This is a genomic window from Aquimarina sp. 433 (assembly GCF_054054605.1).
In genome coordinates this window covers 223,529-244,613 of the sequence record NZ_JBSWZK010000008.1, presented here as the reverse complement: position 1 = coordinate 244,613, position 21,085 = coordinate 223,529, and the positions used below count along the sequence as shown (strand labels likewise).

General features: G+C 32.1%; 17 protein-coding genes. 7 read left to right on the top strand and 10 right to left on the bottom strand.

Annotation, left to right across the window (positions count from 1 at the left end; all coding sequences use genetic code 11):
* Positions 1–4: 4 nt before the first annotated feature.
* On the bottom strand, positions 5–2,872 hold the full coding sequence (locus ACWNT5_RS17135) for an esterase-like activity of phytase family protein (protein WP_456518036.1): 2,868 nt from the start codon (positions 2,870–2,872) through the stop codon (positions 5–7).
* Between the two features lie 329 nt (positions 2,873–3,201).
* Here ACWNT5_RS17135 and ACWNT5_RS17130 point away from each other — a divergent pair, with 329 nt between their 5' ends.
* Complete coding sequence (locus ACWNT5_RS17130; RefSeq protein ID WP_456518035.1) at positions 3,202–5,613, top strand: TIM-barrel domain-containing protein; 2,412 nt, start codon at positions 3,202–3,204, stop codon at positions 5,611–5,613.
* A 20-nt stretch (positions 5,614–5,633) separates the two neighbouring features.
* On the opposite strand, the gene ACWNT5_RS17125 is transcribed toward ACWNT5_RS17130, so the two are convergent.
* On the bottom strand, positions 5,634–6,353 hold the full coding sequence (locus tag ACWNT5_RS17125) for a hypothetical protein (protein WP_456518034.1): 720 nt from the start codon (positions 6,351–6,353) through the stop codon (positions 5,634–5,636).
* A gap of 220 nt (positions 6,354–6,573) precedes the next feature.
* On the opposite strand from ACWNT5_RS17125, the gene ACWNT5_RS17120 reads away from it, so the two are divergent.
* Entirely contained in the window at positions 6,574–7,500 is a 927-nt protein-coding gene (locus ACWNT5_RS17120; protein ID WP_456518033.1) for an AraC family transcriptional regulator, read from the top strand.
* 56 nt (positions 7,501–7,556) lie between these two features.
* Here the strand turns inward: ACWNT5_RS17120 and ACWNT5_RS17115 are convergent, their stop codons facing one another.
* Complete coding sequence (locus tag ACWNT5_RS17115; protein ID WP_456518032.1) at positions 7,557–8,099, bottom strand: hypothetical protein; 543 nt, start codon at positions 8,097–8,099, stop codon at positions 7,557–7,559.
* A gap of 121 nt (positions 8,100–8,220) precedes the next feature.
* Here ACWNT5_RS17115 and ACWNT5_RS17110 point away from each other — a divergent pair, with 121 nt between their 5' ends.
* Positions 8,221–8,814, top strand: coding sequence for a YdeI/OmpD-associated family protein (locus ACWNT5_RS17110; RefSeq protein ID WP_456518031.1), 594 nt, complete (start codon positions 8,221–8,223; stop codon positions 8,812–8,814).
* Positions 8,815–8,827: 13 nt separating this feature from the next.
* Here ACWNT5_RS17110 and ACWNT5_RS17105 read toward each other — a convergent pair whose 3' ends face one another.
* The 3 genes from ACWNT5_RS17105 to ACWNT5_RS17095 all read right to left on the bottom strand — a co-directional run bounded on the left by ACWNT5_RS17105 (position 8,828) and on the right by ACWNT5_RS17095 (position 12,942).
* A complete protein-coding gene (locus ACWNT5_RS17105; protein WP_456518030.1) occupies positions 8,828–11,365 on the bottom strand; it encodes a PQQ-dependent sugar dehydrogenase in 2,538 nt (845 codons plus the stop codon).
* A 72-nt stretch (positions 11,366–11,437) separates the two neighbouring features.
* Positions 11,438–12,097, bottom strand: coding sequence for an alpha/beta hydrolase (locus ACWNT5_RS17100; RefSeq protein ID WP_456518029.1), 660 nt, complete (start codon positions 12,095–12,097; stop codon positions 11,438–11,440).
* Between the two features lie 38 nt (positions 12,098–12,135).
* Positions 12,136–12,942 carry a hypothetical protein gene (locus tag ACWNT5_RS17095; RefSeq protein WP_456518028.1) on the bottom strand — a complete coding sequence of 269 codons (807 nt, stop codon included), beginning with the start codon at positions 12,940–12,942 and terminating at the stop codon, positions 12,136–12,138.
* A gap of 568 nt (positions 12,943–13,510) precedes the next feature.
* On the opposite strand from ACWNT5_RS17095, the gene ACWNT5_RS17090 reads away from it, so the two are divergent.
* The 4 genes from ACWNT5_RS17090 to ACWNT5_RS17075 all read left to right on the top strand — a co-directional run bounded on the left by ACWNT5_RS17090 (position 13,511) and on the right by ACWNT5_RS17075 (position 16,736).
* Positions 13,511–13,864, top strand: coding sequence for a hypothetical protein (locus ACWNT5_RS17090; RefSeq protein WP_299602131.1), 354 nt, complete (start codon positions 13,511–13,513; stop codon positions 13,862–13,864).
* Positions 13,865–13,892: 28 nt separating this feature from the next.
* Complete coding sequence (locus ACWNT5_RS17085) at positions 13,893–14,762, top strand: type IV pili methyl-accepting chemotaxis transducer N-terminal domain-containing protein (RefSeq protein WP_456518027.1); 870 nt, start codon at positions 13,893–13,895, stop codon at positions 14,760–14,762.
* A gap of 109 nt (positions 14,763–14,871) precedes the next feature.
* The gene (locus tag ACWNT5_RS17080; protein ID WP_299602125.1) at positions 14,872–16,185 is read left to right on the top strand and encodes an alginate export family protein; all 1,314 of its coding nucleotides are present in this window, start codon (positions 14,872–14,874) and stop codon (positions 16,183–16,185) included.
* A gap of 203 nt (positions 16,186–16,388) precedes the next feature.
* Complete coding sequence (locus ACWNT5_RS17075) at positions 16,389–16,736, top strand: DUF3887 domain-containing protein (protein ID WP_299602122.1); 348 nt, start codon at positions 16,389–16,391, stop codon at positions 16,734–16,736.
* A gap of 16 nt (positions 16,737–16,752) precedes the next feature.
* Here ACWNT5_RS17075 and ACWNT5_RS17070 read toward each other — a convergent pair whose 3' ends face one another.
* The 4 genes from ACWNT5_RS17070 to ACWNT5_RS17055 form a co-directional block, all read right to left on the bottom strand.
* A complete protein-coding gene (locus ACWNT5_RS17070) occupies positions 16,753–17,082 on the bottom strand; it encodes a DUF4870 domain-containing protein (protein WP_456518026.1) in 330 nt (109 codons plus the stop codon).
* Between the two features lie 16 nt (positions 17,083–17,098).
* Positions 17,099–18,349: a dihydroorotase gene (locus tag ACWNT5_RS17065; protein ID WP_456518025.1), complete on the bottom strand. Its 1,251-nt coding sequence runs from the start codon at positions 18,347–18,349 to the stop codon at positions 17,099–17,101.
* Positions 18,346–20,271, bottom strand: a complete 1,926-nt coding sequence (locus tag ACWNT5_RS17060; RefSeq protein ID WP_456518024.1) for a vWA domain-containing protein — start codon at positions 20,269–20,271, stop codon at positions 18,346–18,348. Before ACWNT5_RS17060 ends, ACWNT5_RS17065 begins: the two co-directional genes overlap by 4 nt.
* A 180-nt stretch (positions 20,272–20,451) precedes the next feature.
* Positions 20,452–20,973, bottom strand: coding sequence for a porin family protein (locus tag ACWNT5_RS17055; RefSeq protein ID WP_299602110.1), 522 nt, complete (start codon positions 20,971–20,973; stop codon positions 20,452–20,454).
* Between the last annotated feature and the right edge of the window lie 112 nt (positions 20,974–21,085).

The following is a 21,085-nucleotide window of genomic DNA, read 5'->3' as shown; positions in this document are numbered from 1 at the left end:
AGATTTATTTTTTTACAAGTTTTTTCTTAATGAACTCACCATCCACTTCTATAATGGCAAAGTAAATTCCTGTAGCTATTGTAGCACCTCCGTCGGATAATGCATCCCAGGTATATTCGAAACCATTCTCATTAATATTAGAAGTATTGTCCACTTTTTTTACAAGATTTCCTGCTACATCATAAATATCAATCGCTACAGATTTGATGTCATTTTTTGCATACTCAAAAGTTACCTTATTTGTAAATGTATTTGGGTATGCTTTAAAATCATCATTTTGAAGTCTTGAGGTGGTGTTTTCTTTGGTATACCAAGGCATTCCTAATCGTTGATCTAACCATAGTAAGATAAACTCATTATCATCTGGTAATCCTTCGCCCACATGTCTTCCTACACTAAATGGATAGTTGTTGTCATTTAATACTCCAATAAGGAAGGGGTTAAATACTACTACACTCTCTATAGTAACAAATGGGAAAGCAAAATCTCTACCGATACCCACATCACCAGGCAATCCAGGTTCAGAAATTCTTCTTGGATCTCTTATTTTTAATAGATCAACGTTTAATCTCTTTTGTACTAAAGTAGAATCTTGATCTAATTCGATTTCATAAATGGCTTTAAAACCTTCTAAATCTCCTTGAGAACCATCTCTTTCAATGATTAACCCTCTTGTTCCACTAAACATAATGAAATCACCAATAGCAGTTGCTCTTTCGTTCAGCGGATATTCATATTTGTTATTTGTGTATGATTTACTTGCAAGATCAAATTCGTGAATCAATAAGTTATTAGATTCGCTACCTTCTAATGGTTTTTCTAATAATGGTAGTAATTTTGTATTGTCAGTGGTTAAAGCCATTCCTTCGAAACCACCACTTTGTTTTACATTAAAAGGCGTATCTAATTTTGTTACTCTATATGGCCAGTACATTCCTGCTAACCAAGGAGTGTTTTCACCATTTTGATCCTGAAGATTTGTTCCATCACCAGCATCTCCTACTTTTGGAAAATCACCAAATAAACAAACTGTTCTAATAGAAGGATATTGCTTTTGAGAGATCAGTAAAGTTCTAAAGTCAAAACTTTGAATATCTGCACGATCCTCTAAATTGTTGGCTACGATAATATCTGCGATCGCTTGTGTAAAGGTTTCTGGATTTACAGTTCTTTCTGCGAATACATCTCCACGATCATCTACATCAGTTCTCGGGTTTATTTTTGTTTCTATGTTGAAACGAACTTTAGACGCGTTTTTCCATCGTCTAGTAGCATCTGGTGTTGATGCTCCAGCTCCATTTTTATAATACTCCACATAAAACTCAACAAAATCAAATAGTTGTTGCAAAGAAGGCATGATATAAGGATCGATAAACCCTCTTTCATTAGCAAAAGCTACAGATACAGGAGATAAGGCTAGATCATTTGTTTGTACAGGTCTACCAGCTAATATTTTGTCTGCAATAAAAGTATTTTGAATTTCAGCTAGCGTAAGATCTTTTACTAATACTTCATCCTCAAATTCATAAGGTGTTCCATCTGCTTTTCTTGTTTTTGCAGCTTCGATATGTGGATCATGATCCAAAACAGGAACTCTATCTAAGGTAATTCCGCAATCCGTTTCTAAAGTAGGCATTAAGTAATCTAATGCAGCTTCCATAGAAGGTAAGGTGTTTTCAGGGCGTAAGTTTCTAGCTCCACGATGTCCTTGAGCATCAAAAAGATTTACATCGATCAGTCCTTCTTCATCTAAATAGTCAGAACGTCCGTCTTGGTTTTTATCAAAATTTTGAACTGCTTCTAATAATAAGTCAGGACGATCAGAAATAATACCTTGCAGATCTAGATCTAATAGTCGATTCATGTTCTCAGAATCATTAACAGTATATACAACAACAGGGTGTCCAGCTCTGTTTAAAGAAGAAACATTAAATAATTCGCTAGAAGCCTCTGATAATCCATTTGGAGGAGTAGTTCTACTTCCTACCAATGTATTCGTATCATTATCATCTAACATTACAAACCAAGGAGACATTACCGGTACTTTACTACCATTAGCTTGTGCATGTGAACGCATTGCATTCATAATTCTAATAGCACTAGCTTCTTCGCTAAAAGGATTTTGTGGAGCTCTTAATTCTTTGCCAGGATTGTCTAAATCAGGTAGCGCATAAGGTGCATCTAATAAGACACCATTCTTATCAAAATGCAGTAAGAATGGACCAAACTCATCACCAATCCAGTAGTCGCCATTAGCTGTTCTCTGAATAGATTCGATATCAAAATCAGCACCTGTAAGTATTCTTTCATCACTAAAGTGGTTGGTAATAGCAAAAGGAATCAATCCATTAGGATCTCTTAGTTCGATAAAATCAAGCACTTGGATATCTCCTTCACCTCTTCCAAAGAACGTTTCAAATCTAGGTCTAATTTTGTATAATCGTAAGTTATAGTCTGCAGAGTTTTCAATGCTACCAAAACCATTATCAGACATCGCAGTGAATGTTCCGTCGAAGTTATTTAGTACAGCAGAGAAACCCTGAATCGGTTGTTTACCTGTAAATGGAAGTTCTTGTTGGTTGATTGGACCATTTCCAATAAATAAACCAGAAGTTGGTCCTTCAGAAAAGCTAGACGCGTCTAATACTGCTCGCGAGAATAATAAATCTCCAAAATTTCTGAAGGATCTACCTTGACCTTTGGCATAAACCTCTTTACCATAATGATTATCTTTTGGAAGATCAAAGGATGGTTTGGTTTCGTCTTTTTGTTTTTGAGCAAAAGTTGAAAAAGAGAAAAGTAAGCCTAAACAAGCTGAAACACATAGTGTTTTCTTGAATCTACTTACCACAGAGTAAGAATGATTTTTCATGTGTGATACGATTAAGATTAAATTGGTTATTAATACCCTAAAAGTATAGTTTCGGTATTACCAAAATGTTTAGTGTATCTCAAGAAATGTTTAGCTTAAGGTTAGGTGTTTTATATTACTGTACAAGTGTATGAATACGCTTACTTTTAAGGAACAGCTTGTCTATTGGTATAACGAAAACGTTGTAGTAATCTGTTGTGATTTTTGTTGCGTTTTTTGAATTTCGATGAAAATTTAATAATTCGATCAGAGCGATTGTTGTTATATCCCTATTGTAAAGGGATTCTGCTATATTTGACTCTTATCTATTGTCGAAAACTCTATACCAAATGAATTCAAGATTTTTTTCTATTTTGCTCTTAGGAGTGTTTACCTTTTTATTGCTTTCTTGTAAATATAATTCTAGTGATGCCATCGCTAATTATAGTACTTATAAAAAAGATGGCTTTATAGAAATTCCTAGAGATAATGGAAAATATATTATCAAATTATATTCGAATAAAATTGTAGAGACTTCTTTTATACCTGCTGGTGAAACCTATAATGAGTCATCTCATGCAGTAATTTTGAAAAATGGAATAGAAGCCAATCTTACTGAAACCGATGGATTAATTACTTATGGACTTGCAAATGGAATTAGTGTAAATATCTCAAAAGAACCTTTTCATATATCTTATTTGTACAATGACAAAGAGCTTATTTCTGAAAAAGATGGGTACGTAAAAACAGATACTACAGAGATCTTAAATTTTAATTTAGATAAAGAAGAAGTGATTTATGGAGCAGGTTCACGAGTAGTAGGAATGAATAGAAGAGGAAATCGATTACAACTGTATAATCGAGCGCACTACGGATATGAGACACGTTCTGAATTGATGAATTATACCATGCCTCTAGTTTTATCATCAAAAAAATATGCCGTTCATTTTGATAATGCACCGATTGGATTTCTTGATATCGATAGCAAGAAAGATAATACGTTAAGTTATGAAACGATAAATGGGAGAAAAACATATCAGGTAGTTGCAGGAGATGATTGGAAAGACTTAATGGATCAATATACAGACTTAACAGGAAAACAACCGCTACCACCTAGATGGGCTTTTGGAAATTTTGCCAGTCGTTTTGGATACCATTCTGAAAGAGAAACAAAAGAAACAATTGCTAAGTTTAAAAAGGATTCAATTCCTGTGGATGCAGTTATTTTAGATATCTATTGGTTTGGTAAAGATATTAAAGGTCATATGGGAAATCTTGAGTTTTTAAAAGATTCATTTCCTAATCCAAAACAAATGATTAACGATTTCAAAGATCAAGGAGTCAAAACGATATTAATTACAGAGCCATTTATATTATCAACTTCTAAAAAGTGGGAAGAAGCAGTAGCTGAAAAAGTGTTGGGTAAAGATTCTATTGGAAATCCTTTCGTCTATGATTTTTACTTTGGAAATACTGGAATTGTAGATATTTATGATCAGAAGGGAAAAGATTGGTTTTGGAATATTTATAAAACCTATACCAAAGACTATAATATTGCTGGTTGGTGGGGAGATTTAGGTGAGCCCGAAGTACATCCATCTGCTTTATTACATGCTACAGGATCTGCAGATGAAGTGCATAATATATATGGTCATGATTGGGCAAGATTGGTTCAGGAAGGATATCAAAAGGATTTTCCTAATCAACGTCCTTTTATCCTAATGCGTGCTGGGTATTCTGGCTCTCAGAGATTTGGAATGATCCCTTGGTCTGGAGATGTCAGTAGAAGTTGGGGTGGTTTACAACCGCAAACAGAGATTGCATTATCCATGGCTATTCAGGGATTAGGATATATGCATTCTGATTTAGGAGGATTTGCGGGAGGCGAAAAGTTTGATCCCGAACTATATACACGTTGGTTGCAGTACGGAGTTTTTCAACCAATTTACAGACCACATGCACAAGAACATATAGCACCAGAACCTGTTTTTCATGATACAAAAACGAAAGATTTAGCTAAGCAAAGTATCGAACTCAGATATCAAATGCTTCCTTATAATTATACATTAGCATTTGAAAACAACCAAAAAGGAATGCCATTAATGAGACCTCTATTTTTTGAGGATATGGATACTAAAGAATTACAAACAGTTTCTAATACATATTTATGGGGAGATGATTTTTTAGTATCTCCAGTTGTAAAACCTGGAGTAGCTTCTAAAGATGTATATTTTCCTAAAACAGCAAACTGGTTTGATTTTTATTCAGGAAAAAAATATGAAGGAGGAAGATATATTACAGTAGAGACTGAAGAAAACCACATACCAGTTTTTGTAAGAGGAGGAGCATTTATACCCATGGTTGCTACCGTACAAAACACAGAATCGTACAATACAAAAGAGTTGACTTTACATTATTATTATGATGCGACTGTTAAAAAGAGCAGTGATATTTTATATGATGATGACGGAAGTACACCGAATGCCTATGAAAAAGGTAAATATGAGCTTTTAAGGTTTAAAAGTTCTACTACCGATACTACACTTTCAATGAACTTTACTGCAGAAACAGGAGCTAATTTTGAAAAAACTAAAAGAAGCATCTCTTTAGTGATTCATAACATCTCAAAAGCTCCAGAATCTATTCTTATTGGCGATCAAGCCACAGAATTTGATTGGAATGAAGAAAAGGCTCTAATAACTATAGAATTTGAATGGAATTCAAATCTTGATCAAAATTTAAAAATATTATTGTACGATTAATTTTAAATCAATTTACTTAATTATTCCTGGAGTTTGAAAATCTCTTTTAGGATTCTATTTTTTGGTATAGTTATAACTATAGAGTCGTGTAGGGTATAAATATTTTTTTCTGATTCGTAAAGAACTTTTGACACTTCTGTTATCACATTATCATTTTTATCATTTACTAGTATGGTTTTTGTGTAAATTGCTCCTCCACCAAGTTGGAACTTAATGTTTGGGTATATACTTACTGCAAAAAGATGTAATGATAAAATTATGAAAAATGTTAAAGGTAATAGTTCCATAAAAATTTCAGGTTTTTTAAGATCAAAGGATCTATTTACTAGAAAACTAATAATTGTAATCATAAATGCGTAAATAAGATATATAACATATTTGTTTTCAAAGTGATTAATAAATATTAGTTCTACAATACCTAAAAAAGCCATAGGAACTGCTAACAAAAAAATTATAGAAAGTAATATCTTTACCAGATAATTTGTTATCAGCCATTTTGAAAATATATTATCACTATTCCAAACATATGAACGTACTCTCTTAGCTGATTCAATTTGTGATATAGCAGGAGCTACAAAAAGTATTAAGAATAGAACACCTGATTTTATGTAATCTAATGAAAATAAGTCTTTTACAAAAACACCATATCTACTTAAACTTATATTTACAATTAAAAAACCGATTATATAAATAATAAATAGATATGATGTTGAGTTTTTAATTATTTCATTTAATTTCATAAAACAGGTGTTTGGTTGAGGAAGGAATTTATAACTTTTTAGTTTAACTTACTATATTACTTTAATATTTATAGGGAATTTTTATTCTAGTTTAGTAATCTTATTAATCCATATTTTGAAAAACTTGAAAAACTTGAAGAACTAGGTTTTAAGAATACAAAAGATTTTCACAAGGATTTTAGTAGAGAAGATTTAGACTAAAAAGTGGACAATAAATACTATGGAGTTTGATTCAGAACAGTTTCTAAAGAAAGAATATATTCAGAGAATTAATTTGGCGCTTGAGTATATTGATCATAATCTTGATAAAGAGTTGTCATTAGATATTATTTCAAATGTAGCTTCATATTCGTCATTTCATTTTCATCGTATTTTTAAAGCGATCATAGGTGAAACCTTAAACTCCTATATCGGTAGAAGACGTTTAGAAAAAATAGCTTCTATTTTAATGCATAAGGAAACAGTAAGTATAACCGAAGTAGCTTTTCAGTTTGGTTTTAGTAGTAATTCTTCACTAACTAAAGCGTTCAAAAAGTTTTATGGAGTAAGTCCAAGTCAGTTTAGAAAACGTCTTCCCAATAAGTTTAGCAAGATTGGCAAAGTGAAAAGCAAGAATGGAAAAGAAGAGCTGTTGTTTGAGCAATACATTTGCAATATAACTAATCACTTAAAATGGATTGAGATGAATACAAAAATTGAGATTAAAGAATTACCAGATTTACATTTTGCTAGCATTACACATATTGGAGTAGAAGGTATCGAAAATACTTTTGAAAGACTCTTTAAATGGGGAAGATCTAATGGTGTAATGAATGACAGAGAAACTAAAGTTGCAAGGGTATTTCACGATAGCTTTAAGGTTACTTCACCAGATAAAGTGCGAATGAGTATCTCTCTATTATTGGATCAGAAAATTAAGTCTGAAGGAGAAATACAACCACTTACGATTGTTGGAGGTAGAAGTATCGTTGCCAGTATGGAAATTAAACCAAGTGATTTCGAGAAATCTTGGAGTAGTTTATTTGTTTGGATGAATGATCAAGGGTATACAAAATCAGAGAAAACTCCTTTCGAAATATATCATAATGATTTTAGAGAACATCCAGAAGGAAAGTTTTTGGTAGATTTTTATATTCCGATATTGTAGTCTAATTATTAAACAAGATTGTTTATTCGATGTTATTTTTAGTACTACTAAAGGATTTAGTTCATCATTGAATATTTTCTATAATTACGAGTAGATAGATATTCCTTTTTGAGATTTCTTAAGAATGTAATTACCTCTTCTTTTTGAGGGTAGTTTTCCTTTAAAGGATCCATAAACTCTTCATCATTTACTGTTAATGCGATGTACCATGTACCACTTCTGGTGGTGTAAATATCTTCCATTATCGTGCCATGATCATATCTTGATAGTACTCCGTCAATTACCATTGGAGCTAAATTTACCATATTGGAAGTTCTTTCAACTTCGTAAAAAGAAAAATAAAATTCTTTTTCATCTATTTTAAAAGGAACATTCCATTGGACATTTAGATCATTTAATTTGAATTTTGCGTTCACGAACTTATAGAACTCATTGGCGTCTTTAGGGTCTTCAAAAATAAAAGCACCTCTTTTAGGAAGTTGTTTTTTAAATTTTTTACCTGTAGTGACCTTATAATCCTCAATTCTTGGAGCAATTTTCGTTGGAAAACAAGAGTTACACAATAGCATTAATAAAAGTCCAAAAATTAGAGTTCTCATTGTTTTAATTTTATTTTTTTTGATTATCAAGTTTTATACCATAGTTTTCTTATATGTAAAAAGATATAAGTATATTGAAGTTAATCAATGAATTATGTGAAAGTTTGAATCAAAAAGCGGTATGCAGTACAATACATCAGTAGAAGAATTTATCTCAAAAAAGCCAGAGTGGGTGAAGAGCTTGCAATTGCTCAGATCCATTATGCTTACTACCGAAATGGAAGAAACTATTAAATGGGGAGTTCCTACGTATACAATCAATGGCAAAAATGTTGTTGGCTTAAGTGCTTTTAAGTCTTATGTTGGAATATGGTTTCATCAGGGAGTTTTTTTAAAAGATCCTTATAGTAAGCTAATAAATGCACAAGAAGGAAAAACCAAAGGTTTAAGACAATGGAGGTTTAGTTCTTTTGATGACATAAATAAAGATCAGGTATTAGCATATGTGTTAGAGGCAATACAGAATCAAAAAGAAGGTAAGGAAATAACCATCGAAAGATCTTCTACGGAAATAGAAATGCCATATCATTTGAAAACGGAGTTAGAACAGAATAAAGAACTAAAAACAAGTTTTAGTAAACTAATGCCTTTTAAACAAAAGGAATATATGGAGTATATTTCTACCGCAAAAAGAGATGCTACCAAAGACGCTAGATTACAAAAAATAATACCAATGATTTTAAAAGGCATTGGCCTGAATGATAAGTATAGATAATCTTTTTTTTAACTTATCTCTTAATGATTTTTAGAGTTTTCTTGTCCTTTATGGTAAGAAAGTACATTCCGGTTTTTCTTGTAGAAATATCCAAGGAACTACTAAATCCTTCTTCTATAATTTTTCCAGTAATATCTGTAAGAATCCAATCAGTTTGTTCTGGAAGTTCTACAATACCAGTGGTAGGATTAGGATAAAGGTATACTTGCTCTTCTTGTATATCCGGAGTGCTTAACACGCTATCTGATATCCATTGAGCAGTATTATTAGCATTATTTGCACCTGCTATAGAGAAATTACCTCCTGCGAATAATGTATCGGTATCATTAGTATTGGATGCAAAACTTAGCGTGTTTATTTTTACATTAACACCAACATTAGTATTTGTTCCCAGTGCTTGCCATCCATCAGTTTCACTCCATCGAGCAATATTATTTACGATAATACTATTAGAATTATCAATATTGGCGGTATCGAAAGCACCTCCTACATATACATGAGTTCCATCGTGGATTAGCGTATTTACAATATTATTTACGCCATTATCCAAACTAGACCAACTAGATGAGGTTTTGTTCCATCTGGCAATACGATTTACGGTTTGTCCACCTGCAATAGAGAAGTTCCCTCCAATAAAAATTTCATTTCCTGAAATTGCGATCGCTTCAACAAAGCCGCTCGTTCCTGTTCCAAGAGTATCCCAATTATTTCCATTCCAAGTGGCAATTCGATTAGCGGTCATATCACCGGCTTCATCAAAATTTCCACCAACATACAATATCCCATCCGTGTCTACAGCTAGAGATCGTACTTCATTGTTAGTTCCGGAAACTGAAGAGGTATTATCTGTTAGAGCTGACCATGAGGCACCGTTCCAAGAAGCAATATTTCTCACTGTAGTACCATCCACAGTTTCAAAAACACCACCGACATAAACAAGGTTGTTATCTATTTCTATGGCTGCAACGGTACCATCTATTCCAGGACCTAAAGCTGACCAAGAAGTTCCATTCCACATAGCAATATTATTTGCAGCAACACCGCCAATTTCGGTAAAACTACCTCCTGCGTAGAGATTGCCATTTCCAGCAATTTTGAGAGTATTAATTGTACCGTTAGCACCAGTACTAAATGTTCTCCATCCAGAAGATTCATTCCAGACAGCAATATTATTAGCGTTTATGTTTCCAGCTTCGGTAAAAGTACCACCATGATATACATCTCCATTGGTATCTGTTGCTATTGCCTGGACTATTCCATCGGGAATTCCTTGGTTAAGAGGATTCCATTCTCCGATACCATTTACAGCAGTTCCTGATGGGGCAGAAGTACCATCCACAAGCTTGTATAATTGAGCATTACTTCCGTAATCACTAAAGTAGAGTTCTCCATTTTTATCTACTCCAAAGGATGAGACAAATTCTCCAGAAGTATTAAATAGTAATGTGCTGCTTGCATCTCCGGTAGATGGATTATAGTCTAAGACCCAAACTCTTCCGCTTACATAATCTCCGAAAATATATTTTGAGCTAATATCTGGGCTAAGACTTGTTATTTCGGAACCTCTATACACATATCCACCTGTTATTGATCTATCTCCCTGATTTCTATTATAAAAGTGTACAGGGAATTCCGTAGGTCCTGAAATAGTAACACTACTATTGGCTACAGAATTAGCTTCGAAACGACTCCAACCATAGTTTTTACCATTTTCTATAAGATTCACCTCTTCAAAAGCACCTTGTCCTACATCAGCACCCCATAATCTTCCTGTAACATCGTCAAAAGAGAATTTCCAGGTGTTCCTTATTCCGTATGCATATATTTCGTCTAATCCATTTACTCCTACAAAAGGATTATCGCTAGGTATTTCATAATTTCCGTTAGGTAAATCAGGATTGGTTTCAACAGCATTATTTCCGTCTAAGTCCACATCAATTCGTAAGATACTACCGAAAACAGTATTTTTATTTTGTCCATTTCCTTCAGGATCATTTCCACCGCCACCATCTCCAATAGAAATGTATAGATATCCATCAGGACCAAATTCGATTTTACCACCGTTGTGATTGCTATTATTTTGGTTTTTATCGAACTGAAAAATAACTAATTCACTATTGGGATCTACAAAATTAGGATTTGTAGGGCTGACTGTAAATCTTGAGAGTACCATTCTAACAGTAATTCCTGAAACTGGACTATCAGTGGTATAGTATGTATAAAAATATCCATTGGTGTCATAATCTGGATGAAATGCTAATCCTAAAAGACCCACTTCTTGTCCATCTCTAAATCGCACACGATCAGTAATATTTAAAAAAGTATCAACTTCACTCTCTAGTACATTACTTCTTCTTGGAAACACCTTAACTCGTCCTCTCTGTTCTAGAATAAACATTCTGTCGGTTCCATCTCTTGGAGACTGAATTTCTACCGGAAATTCAAAATCGATATTTGGAAAAGCATTTTCATAAGTGATCTGCGCTGTTCCTATTAAGGTAAAAGACAATAAAAAAAATAGGAAAACAATTGGAGTAGTTAGTGTTTTCATTTGAAGAGTTTTAAGACTTGTGGTTTTAATTCAACGAAAACAATAACCGTTTAGTATAGCATGAGTATACTTTTACAAATGTTTAGCTAACCAATCTTTAAATTGATAAAAATTTTGTGGTGCTACACCATGACCCACAGGAAATTCATTTAGTGTTGTTTGGATTCCTAGTTCATTTAATTTAACAGGAGCTTTTCTTGCCCAATCGATAGGAATTACTTGGTCTACACTACCATGAGAACAATAAATATTTAGATTTGAAAAATCCTGATTTTCGTAATTTTCTTTAAGAATATCTTCATTTAAATATCCACTTAGCGCAATTACATTTTTTACTTTTTTAGGATATGATAATGCAACTGAATAACTGAGTATGGTTCCCTGACTAAAACCTAATAATGTTACATTACTTGCATCTAATTGGTAAGCTTCAATAGCTTCATCGATAAAGTTTGCAATCTTATCACGAGATTCTATAGCCTGTGCATCATCACTAAATTTTCCTTGAGCGGCGTCAAAATAAATAGCATACCAAGCATTTCCATATGGTTGCATAGGATAAGGAGCTCTTACAGAGATGATACATAATTCTTGTTGTAGTTCTGGTGCAAAAGAAAATAAATCATTTTCATCACTACCATATCCGTGAAACATAAATAAAACAGGAGTTTTATCACTTTTAATAGTTGGAGTTTTAATGATGTGATGTAATGATAGTGTCTTAGTTTGCATATTGCTATTTTTTTATATCAGACTGAGCTTATCGAAGTCTATTTTAATTGTAAATGAATATGGTCATCATGTCTTACTGCTTGACACCCGTGAAATCTTATTTTAGGATTTGTTAGATGTAGTCTGTTTTTTAGATGAGGTTCGATAAAAATTTTACCAACTATCTTTTCATTTACGCTTGCCAAAATTAAATCTTTTGTGGCGGTTTCAGAAAGTTTCAATTGATTATTTACAAAACCAAATGTTACGTACTTGGTAAAGTCATATTGCCAATATCCTTTTTTCTTACATCTATGAGTTTGATCAATTTCATTGCCAACAGGATTTACAAAAGCACCATATCCAAATAAGGAAGGCTTTTTATTAGTTAGTTGATTATCTACATCTTTATAAATGAATGAGATATCTATTTTTTTTCCATCATTGTGACTAAGATGAGGAAGCAAAGGGAATTTATCTATAAATGGAAAATTAGCATCTAGATATACCAATTTGATATTAGAATGCTTTAGACTTATTTTTTTAGCAATTGCTTGTATGGAAAGATTTAAATCGGGAGTAACGTAATTTCTATTGGATAGTACAGTAAAAAATGAACAAGCTTCTATGTATTCGGTATTTTTAATTTTCTCTCTACCAAATAGTGGCGCTAAATAAGGGACTAAAATAAAAGTACATATTATGTAGGTTACTAGGAGTATACCGTACTTCTGTATTCTGTAACCTTTATTTTTTTTAAAGAACAGTACTTCTATAATCAAATAGATGATGCCTCCAATTTGAGTAAGTACTGTCAATAAAAGAGCTAATAGAAATTTCCCTAGGATTAATAATATTTTATTCATAAAAAAATGTAGCTTTATTCTTACTAATGTAAATTGTGTTAAAGTGTTTATATTGTTGAAATTCAATATTTAATACTTAGTGCGTAACGATTTCACTCTTTTTTGTTATATAAAAGTTGCTTTGTTTTTCGATTAAATGTTAATAATATCGATGAAATACATTTACAATTGTTAAACATGTATTAAAACAATAGTTTTGTTATGGTTTAACCGTAATTTTAACATAGATTTAAGAAATTTTTGATACTCGACGTTTTTATAAACTTATGATATGATTAAGTTTATTTATTTGAAAAATAGGTGTTTATGTTGTTTTGAAACAATCTAAATGTTCTTTGTCAATGTACTATTATCTAGTTAACTGGATTAGTAAAAAATTATTATTGATCATATAAAATATAGTTGTCGATTATATAGAGCTGCCTAACGTATGTAATTTGTACTTCGTCGATTAGCGATGTGTTTTAAAGGATTTCTGGATAATTTTAAGTCAATAAGTTAACTATTTCGAAATAACCAAAGTGTAACTAATAACGTTAAATCTTATAATATTTTAACCCTAAATCTTATGAAAAAAATTACTCTTTTATTATTAATATGTATTTGTTCTAGTTTTATTCAAACTGAGGATAGTTATAAAATGACTGTCACTAAGATTGCAGATGCGTATAATGCCAATGATGCAGATCAGATATTTGGATTGTTTTCTCCCGAACTTCAATCTTCATTCACATTAGATAAAGTAAAAACTTTTATCACAGATAATCACAATAAAAAAGGTAAAATGGGATCCTCTTCATTTTTAATGGATGATGAAGGTACTAAACATTATTTAATGGAATTCGATAATTCTTCTACCATATTGATATTAGGATTATCGACCGATAATAAAATCACTCAACTAGCACTAGAGGAATACTAAAATTAATCTCAATTTTAAAAATTAAACAATGAAAAATAGTTTTACATTTAAATTTATGATATTATTCCTATCTATTGGAATTGGAATATCTAGCACGAATACGATATGTGCACAACAAAATATGAAATATGGAATGTTAACTTTTAATAAAGCGGTTAATATTTCTGGAAAGCAAAGAATGTTAAGCCAAAAAATGGCAAAATCATACCTTTATTTGGTTGAGAACCCTAGCGATGCCAAAGCTAAGAGAGACCTTTTAACAAGTAAAATCATTTTTGAAAAACAAAATGGTATCATTAGACAAAATTCTGGATATAAATTAACGAAAGATAGACTTACTAAAGTAGATAAAATCTGGATTGAATTTAAAAAGCTTATCGAAAGTACACCAAACTATGATAATGCTAAGAAAATCATTGATCTAAATACAGATCTGTTAAAAGCTACAAATGATGTGGTATCAGCAGTTATTGTAGAATCAAAAGGTGCTAATAAAAGTGATGATAATCTGTTAGAGGATGAAGGTCTAGGAGAATCTGATTTAGAGCTTAAAAAAATGATCAATATGGCAGGTAGACAGCGTATGTTATCTCAGCGATTGGCATTATATTATTTTGCAAATCAAACTACTCTAAAGACTAAAAATTCGGAGTCTATGCTTAGTAACGTTTTTAACGAAATAGATGGAGCTATTACGATGTTGTTGATCTCTAATTTTAATAATGAAAAGATTGATGAGAAATTAGGGGTCGCTATGACCAAGTGGGAGAATGTAAAAAACAATAAAGAGAAATTGATGAATCAAGGTTTTAAGCCTTCTGAGATGTATCAAATTAGTAACGATTTAACAAAGGCTTTCAATGCAGTAACTGGATTATATGAAAAAGTAAAAATATAATTACTAGATTAAGTCAGGTTTAAAACGGGGAAAATTGCGTATTTTAATCAAGTGTTAAATACGCATTTTTTTTACCAATATTTCAAATTAACTCAAAAAACCACTTAAAATGAAAAAAACTTTACAACTAGTGATTTGTACTTTTTTATTATGTATGAGTACTGTTACGTCACAAGAATTAAGTATAGATGCAGACATAAGGCCACGAGCAGAATATTTGCGAGGTTTTGGTAATCTTGTTCCTTCTGGAGTGGATGCTGCTATTTTTGTTCAACAACGTTCTCGATTAAAATTTGGATATACTGCAGATAAATTTGCTGCTTATGTGAGTGTTCAGGATGTTAGTGTATGGGGAGATACGCCGCAGATTGCTGCTGCCGATAATAATAATAGTTTTTCACTGGCGCAAGCCTGGATAGATTTTAAATTTGGAAAAGGATGGTCTACAAAACTAGGAAGACAGGCACTATCATACGATGATCAAAGAATCTTAGGAGGTTTAGATTGGGCAATGCAAGGAAGATTTCATGATGCAGCTTTAGTGCGCTATAAAAATGATAGCGGTTTTAAATTAGATCTTGGATTCTCTTTTAACCAGAATGGTCTTAGTAGAATAAACACCTTATTTGATCCTAATAATGATGGAAATGCCAGAGCAGTGTTTGATTATAAAGGCATGGCATATGCTTGGTTGCATAAAGACTGGGCTAAATTTTCTGGAAGTTTCTTGTTTGTAAATAATTCTTACCAGAACCTTGATCCTGCGGATGAGCAAACACCAATCGATGGAACAGTAAATAGACAGACTTTTGGGACACATTTGGTAGCTAAACCAGCAAAAGGATTAAAAATTGCTGTAAACTTATATGGACAAACAGGAAAATTTACAGAAACTGTGGATTTATCTGCCTACAATGCAGCGCTTGAAGTAACTTATAAACCAGGTAAAACCCTATTTGGTCTTGGAGGAGAAATCTTAAGTGGTGATGATAATGGAGGAACTGATGGAGAAATTAAATCGTTCTTCCCAATTTTTGGAACCAACCATAAGTTTAATGGATATATGGATTATTTCTTTGTTGGAAATCATGCTAATAGTGTAGGATTACAAGATTTATATGCTAAAGCGGTTATCAAGACAGGAAAAACAAATAGTTTTTTAGCTAAACTTCATTATTTTTCTGCTGCTGAGGACATTGCAGGAACTGATGATAAGTATTTAGGTACAGAATTGGATTTGGTATTTACTCAAAAAATATTATCATTTGCTACCTTAAAGATCGGATATTCTCAGATGTTTGCAGGAGACAGTATGGAAGTGCTTAAAGGTGTTACAGATTCAAGCGGTTTACAAAACTGGGGATGGGCAATGTTAGTTGTAAAACCAAACTTCTTAAAATGGAGTCCTAAACCGGCAGAATAGTTGCTTACCAATAGAATTTAAAAAAACTGAGAAATTGATTTCTCAGTTTTTTTTATGAATTTTATAAAGATTGTCAGCTTTTTGTTTATAAAATTAGATTATTCTTATTTGTAATATACGTATTAATACTTACTTTTGGTTTTGAAGAGTGGAATATTCCCTTTTTCGATTCCCTTTTAAAACCTAATTAAGTAGATCGTACCATGAAAAAACTTATTTTTATTTGTTTGTTGTTTTGTTTTCAAATTACAGTAGCACAAACAGATGCAGATTATGAAAACACCTTAAAAAATATTATAACCTCTTATAATGCTAGTGATGCTCAAAAAATTTTCGATCAATTTTCTGCAGATTTACAAGCAAGCTATCCATTAGATAAGTTAAAAGCATTTTTAACAAAAACACTAGAAGATCAGGGTAAATTTTCTGAGTTTGATTTTATGGATAAAGATGGAGGTCATCGTTATCTGATACAATCAGAAAGTGATTCGATTATTTTAGTAATAGAATTATCTCCAGATTTAAAACTCACCAAGTTTACAACCGAATAATTTATAACTTTTGTAATTATTTAATAGAAGAGAACCATTGTTGGAATTGTTTGCCAACCAAAGGAACCGTTTTTTGTTCTTCTTTTACTGCGGTAATAATACCATAAAACCATATTACGAATATAAAAACATAAAATGATGAGGAGATGAGCCATGAATCAAAAATACTTACTAAAGCTCCAAGTAAATAAAATCCAATATTGATACCTAATGCTTGTCTAATATGGAAATAAGCAAAAGTATTTTTATCCTCTTGATTCATAAAAAAGGCAATGATTGTTCCTATTAAAGTTAGGTAGGCTACAACGGCAGCTGTTTTACCTTGTTTTGCGTAATCTGATTCCATAATTTGCTTAGTATTATTATATGATTCCTTTTCCGTTAGAAATTACTCCATAAACCTTCCCAGTAATTTCTTTGCCTAGAAAAGCACTGTTTTTGGAAGTAGAAAGTACATGGTCTAATGAGAAAGTATTAGTTCCTTTAGGATTAAACAGTGATAAGTTTGCTCTATTTCCTTTATCGATAGAAATGTTTTCTACTTTAAATACATCTCTTCCACTGGTTAATACATTTATAGTTTGTTCTAAGCTTAATACAGTATTTAAAATTCCAAAAGTACTTTCTAAGCCAATGGTACCGTACTTAGCATTATCGAATTCTACTTTTTTATGCTCAATATCTATAGGTTGATGATCACTAGTAACCATATCAATTGTTCCATCCTTGATACCTTCAAGCAATGCTTCTATATCTTTTTGTGTTCTTAAAGGAGGGAGTACTTTATAGTTGGTATCAAAACTACTTAACTCCTGATCGGTAAGATATAAATGATGTACCGAAACACTACAACTAACTTGTAATCCTTTTGCTTTTGCCTCTCTTATGAGCTGTACTGATTTTGCTGTGGAAATGGTAGGAATGTGCAATTTACCACCAGTATATTCCAGTAAAAACAAATCTCTCGAAATTTGTAATTCTTCTGCAAGCGCTGGAATCCCCTTTAATCCCAAAAGTGTACTTTGTTCCTCCTCGTGTACCATTCCTTTTCCTGCTATGCTATTATCCTGAGGATAGGAAAGTACTAAACCATCAAAGTTCTGAGCATATAATAAGGCTATTTTAAGTAAATTCGGATTTTGAATAGCTTTTTTATAATCACCAAAAGCAATAGCTCCTGCTTGCTGCATATCATATAACTCTGCGAGATCTACACCTTCAGACTTTACTGTTAGTGCTCCAATAGGGTACAAGCTTACAGCATTTTGCAATGATTTTCCTTTTAAAAATCCAACAGAAGCACTGGTATCTATAATAGGTAGTGTGTTAGGGTTTAATGCAATTCCTGTAAACCCACTTTTTGCCGCAACAAAAAGTCCATTTTCTATAGTTTCACGCTCCTCATAACCAGGCTCACCATAACTCACACTGCTATCAAACCACCCTTTAGAAACATGAAGATTATGTAGTTTAATTTCCTCTACATTTTCTGAAACTTCTAATAAAGCATCTATATCTTTTATGATTCCATTTTCAATGAGAATATCTACTGTTTGATGATGAAAAGGAGAAGAGGGATCAATAACAGTAGCAGCCTTTAATAAGAAATTCATTTGAGATATTTTAGTAATAAGATTTCGATTAATAAGAAAATCAAGGCAAAAATAATAAACCATTTCCAAAGTTCGTGAATACTGGTTTCTTCTTTTATTTCTTCAAATAGATTAGAAACCGAGTCACTAACTTGATACGAAGAATTTGTGGATAGGTTATAATATTGTAAATGACTCTCTTGATTATTATAATTATAACTTACATGTTGAATAATATTTTCCTTGTCTTTAAGCGCATAAATACCTGCCTTCGAAGGAACATCTTCAGTAGTAATTTTTACTTTAGAACTAAAACTTTGCTGCAAAGGAATACTACTTTCTTTATCTGATTGTAAAGATAAAATACCATCCTGACCTAGAGAAATAGGAACATCATAGGTGTTCGTTTGACCAATGATATAGGAAATATCTGGTAACTTTAAACTTTGCTTACCAATGTTATACAACGTAGGTACAATTAGTGGTGAATTCTGGAAATTGGAATTCTCATCATTCAATGAAGCTGTAAACACATACAACGCATTTGTTTTATACAGGAAAGGCGCTTTGTCTTCATACGAAATGATAGTGTTATTTGGAGAAGCTTGATAATAGGTGTTAACTTTTGGATACTGAAAATTAGTTACGGGTTTATCAAATACTCCTTTATACAGTGGATGAGAGAAGTTAATTCCAGTTATTTTCTTTTCTTGTGTTTTCAGAGAAAGAAAACTCTCCGCAGAAAAACTATTAATCAATTGTTGATAAGAAGTTAAGTTACCATCTGTTGCCGGAATAAAACAAATACTTCCACCTTGATCTGTAAACTGTTTAAGTGTATTTATTAAAGAAATAGGTATTTGTTTTAGTTCATTAATGACAACAAGATTGGCATTACTAATATCATTATAATTAAGTTCATTGAAAGGAGTACTGATCAACGAAAATTCATCTTTTGTATAAATGTTTTTTAGAAAAGCATCCTTGGCTTCATTGATCGCAACTACTTTTATCTTTTCTGGGGTATTAATCGTAAAGTATCTATAGTTATCAAAGGTTAGTGCAGGATCCTCGATCATCACACGTCCGTTGATTTTAGTATTTTCATCTATCTTAAATTCTGTACGAGCAGTACCATTGGCATTTATTGGAATCGTTGTTTTTGCAAGAAGCTTGGTGTCATTATATAAAGCGACTGCAACATTATCGGGTTTTTTGTCAGCATTACTTAGAAGAGCATTAAGAACAAGCTCATTATTTTGATTACGATTAACGTATAAGCTATCAATAGCTATGTTTTGCTGTGTTACGGGTTTGAGTTGAACAAGATTTGTTTTAATAGATGAATCGGAAGGTATATCAAAATTCTCATCTTTTTGCTGAAAATCAGACACCATAATCATTCGTTTCAATGTTTCTGGAGCATTTCCAAGCAGTTCCTTTCCCTTCAGATAAGCAGCAGTATAAGAGATTTGGTTAGAAGTATACTCTAATTGCAAAAGATCATTGAGGATGTCTTTTTTGTTTACTTGTCTAAATGTTTCTGTATTGGTAAAGACGGATACGGTTTCATCTTCTGCTAAAGAACTTAATAATTCTTGTACGGCGCGTTGTAACAAAGCGCCTTTTGCACCTTTTGCCTGCATGCTAAAGGAGTTGTCTAAATAAATCGCAACTTCACTCTTTTTATTTACAATTTCTTCAGAAGCTAGAAATGGTTGTGCAAAAGCAAGAATAATAGCAGCAAAGATAAGTAACCGTGTGATTAGCGTAAGCCATTTTTTGATTTGGGAACTCTTACGAGTCTGTATCGTAACTGCTTTTAAAAACTGAACATTGGTAAAAGGTACTTTCTGAAAACGTCTTAACTGAAATAAATGAACTATGATAGGGATAACAAGCGCAAATAAAGCATAAAGGAATTCTGGGTTTTTAAATTGCATTCGCGAGTAACGTTTGTCAAATATACTATAAGATTTGATATTGACGGTTTAGGGTTAACTAATTTTTAGGTAAGATAATTCCTTAATCTGATTTTATACTTTAAAATTTTAAAAATGTTGTTGTAAAATAAAAAAGCGGAAGAATCCTTCCGCTTTTTCCAATCTTTAAATTACGAAATGTTATAAGAAATAATACCCGACAGAAAGTTGAAACGTACCATTCTTAACATCATTGTTTTCTACTACATCAGTAAAACCATAATTATATCTTGCTTGTGCAAAGAATTTTCCAAATTCTACCCCAGCACCTGCAGCCACACTTAGATCAAAACTTTTGGTTTCGAACGCTTCAGGATATTCATCGTTTACTAATATTCCGAATTGTGGTCCCGCTTCAAAACTTAAGAACTTCAAAAACTTATATTTTACTAAAATAGGAACGTTTACATAGTCTATATCTAAGTCATCGGAACCTTGGGCAGAATAGATAATCTCTGGTTGTAATGCAAATTTACCAGGTAATCCTATTTGAGCAGCAACTCCAATATGATATCCAGTTCTGGCATCAAAATTCGAATTAGCGTCATCTCCATTGATTGTAGATAAGTTAATTCCTCCCTTAACTCCCAACTTTAAACGTTGTGCGTTGGAAATCGAAGTAAAACCAATAAGCATTATTGCTAATAAAAATAGTTTTTTCATGAGTTAAATTGTTTGTTTGTTCAATTCAAATATAGAAACTTAAAGATTAAAAAAAGTTAAATAGTTTCTATAATTAGAAAGGCCTTGATCCTGAAATCAATCGAGAAATATT

What these genes read in the sequence shown, in the direction of transcription:
- ACWNT5_RS17135 (WP_456518036.1), bottom strand. Translation starts at nt 2,872, where the DNA reads ATGAAAAATCATTCTTACTCTGTGGTAAGTAGATTCAAGAAAACACTA.
- ACWNT5_RS17130 (WP_456518035.1), top strand. Translation starts at nt 3,202, where the DNA reads ATGAATTCAAGATTTTTTTCTATTTTGCTCTTAGGAGTGTTTACCTTT.
- ACWNT5_RS17125 (WP_456518034.1), bottom strand. Translation starts at nt 6,353, where the DNA reads ATGAAATTAAATGAAATAATTAAAAACTCAACATCATATCTATTTATT.
- ACWNT5_RS17120 (WP_456518033.1), top strand. Translation starts at nt 6,574, where the DNA reads ATGGAGTTTGATTCAGAACAGTTTCTAAAGAAAGAATATATTCAGAGA.
- ACWNT5_RS17115 (WP_456518032.1), bottom strand. Translation starts at nt 8,099, where the DNA reads ATGAGAACTCTAATTTTTGGACTTTTATTAATGCTATTGTGTAACTCT.
- ACWNT5_RS17110 (WP_456518031.1), top strand. Translation starts at nt 8,221, where the DNA reads ATGCAGTACAATACATCAGTAGAAGAATTTATCTCAAAAAAGCCAGAG.
- ACWNT5_RS17105 (WP_456518030.1), bottom strand. Translation starts at nt 11,365, where the DNA reads ATGAAAACACTAACTACTCCAATTGTTTTCCTATTTTTTTTATTGTCT.
- ACWNT5_RS17100 (WP_456518029.1), bottom strand. Translation starts at nt 12,097, where the DNA reads ATGCAAACTAAGACACTATCATTACATCACATCATTAAAACTCCAACT.
- ACWNT5_RS17095 (WP_456518028.1), bottom strand. Translation starts at nt 12,942, where the DNA reads ATGAATAAAATATTATTAATCCTAGGGAAATTTCTATTAGCTCTTTTA.
- ACWNT5_RS17090 (WP_299602131.1), top strand. Translation starts at nt 13,511, where the DNA reads ATGAAAAAAATTACTCTTTTATTATTAATATGTATTTGTTCTAGTTTT.
- ACWNT5_RS17085 (WP_456518027.1), top strand. Translation starts at nt 13,893, where the DNA reads ATGAAAAATAGTTTTACATTTAAATTTATGATATTATTCCTATCTATT.
- ACWNT5_RS17080 (WP_299602125.1), top strand. Translation starts at nt 14,872, where the DNA reads ATGAAAAAAACTTTACAACTAGTGATTTGTACTTTTTTATTATGTATG.
- ACWNT5_RS17075 (WP_299602122.1), top strand. Translation starts at nt 16,389, where the DNA reads ATGAAAAAACTTATTTTTATTTGTTTGTTGTTTTGTTTTCAAATTACA.
- ACWNT5_RS17070 (WP_456518026.1), bottom strand. Translation starts at nt 17,082, where the DNA reads ATGGAATCAGATTACGCAAAACAAGGTAAAACAGCTGCCGTTGTAGCC.
- ACWNT5_RS17065 (WP_456518025.1), bottom strand. Translation starts at nt 18,349, where the DNA reads ATGAATTTCTTATTAAAGGCTGCTACTGTTATTGATCCCTCTTCTCCT.
- ACWNT5_RS17060 (WP_456518024.1), bottom strand. Translation starts at nt 20,271, where the DNA reads ATGCAATTTAAAAACCCAGAATTCCTTTATGCTTTATTTGCGCTTGTT.
- ACWNT5_RS17055 (WP_299602110.1), bottom strand. Translation starts at nt 20,973, where the DNA reads ATGAAAAAACTATTTTTATTAGCAATAATGCTTATTGGTTTTACTTCG.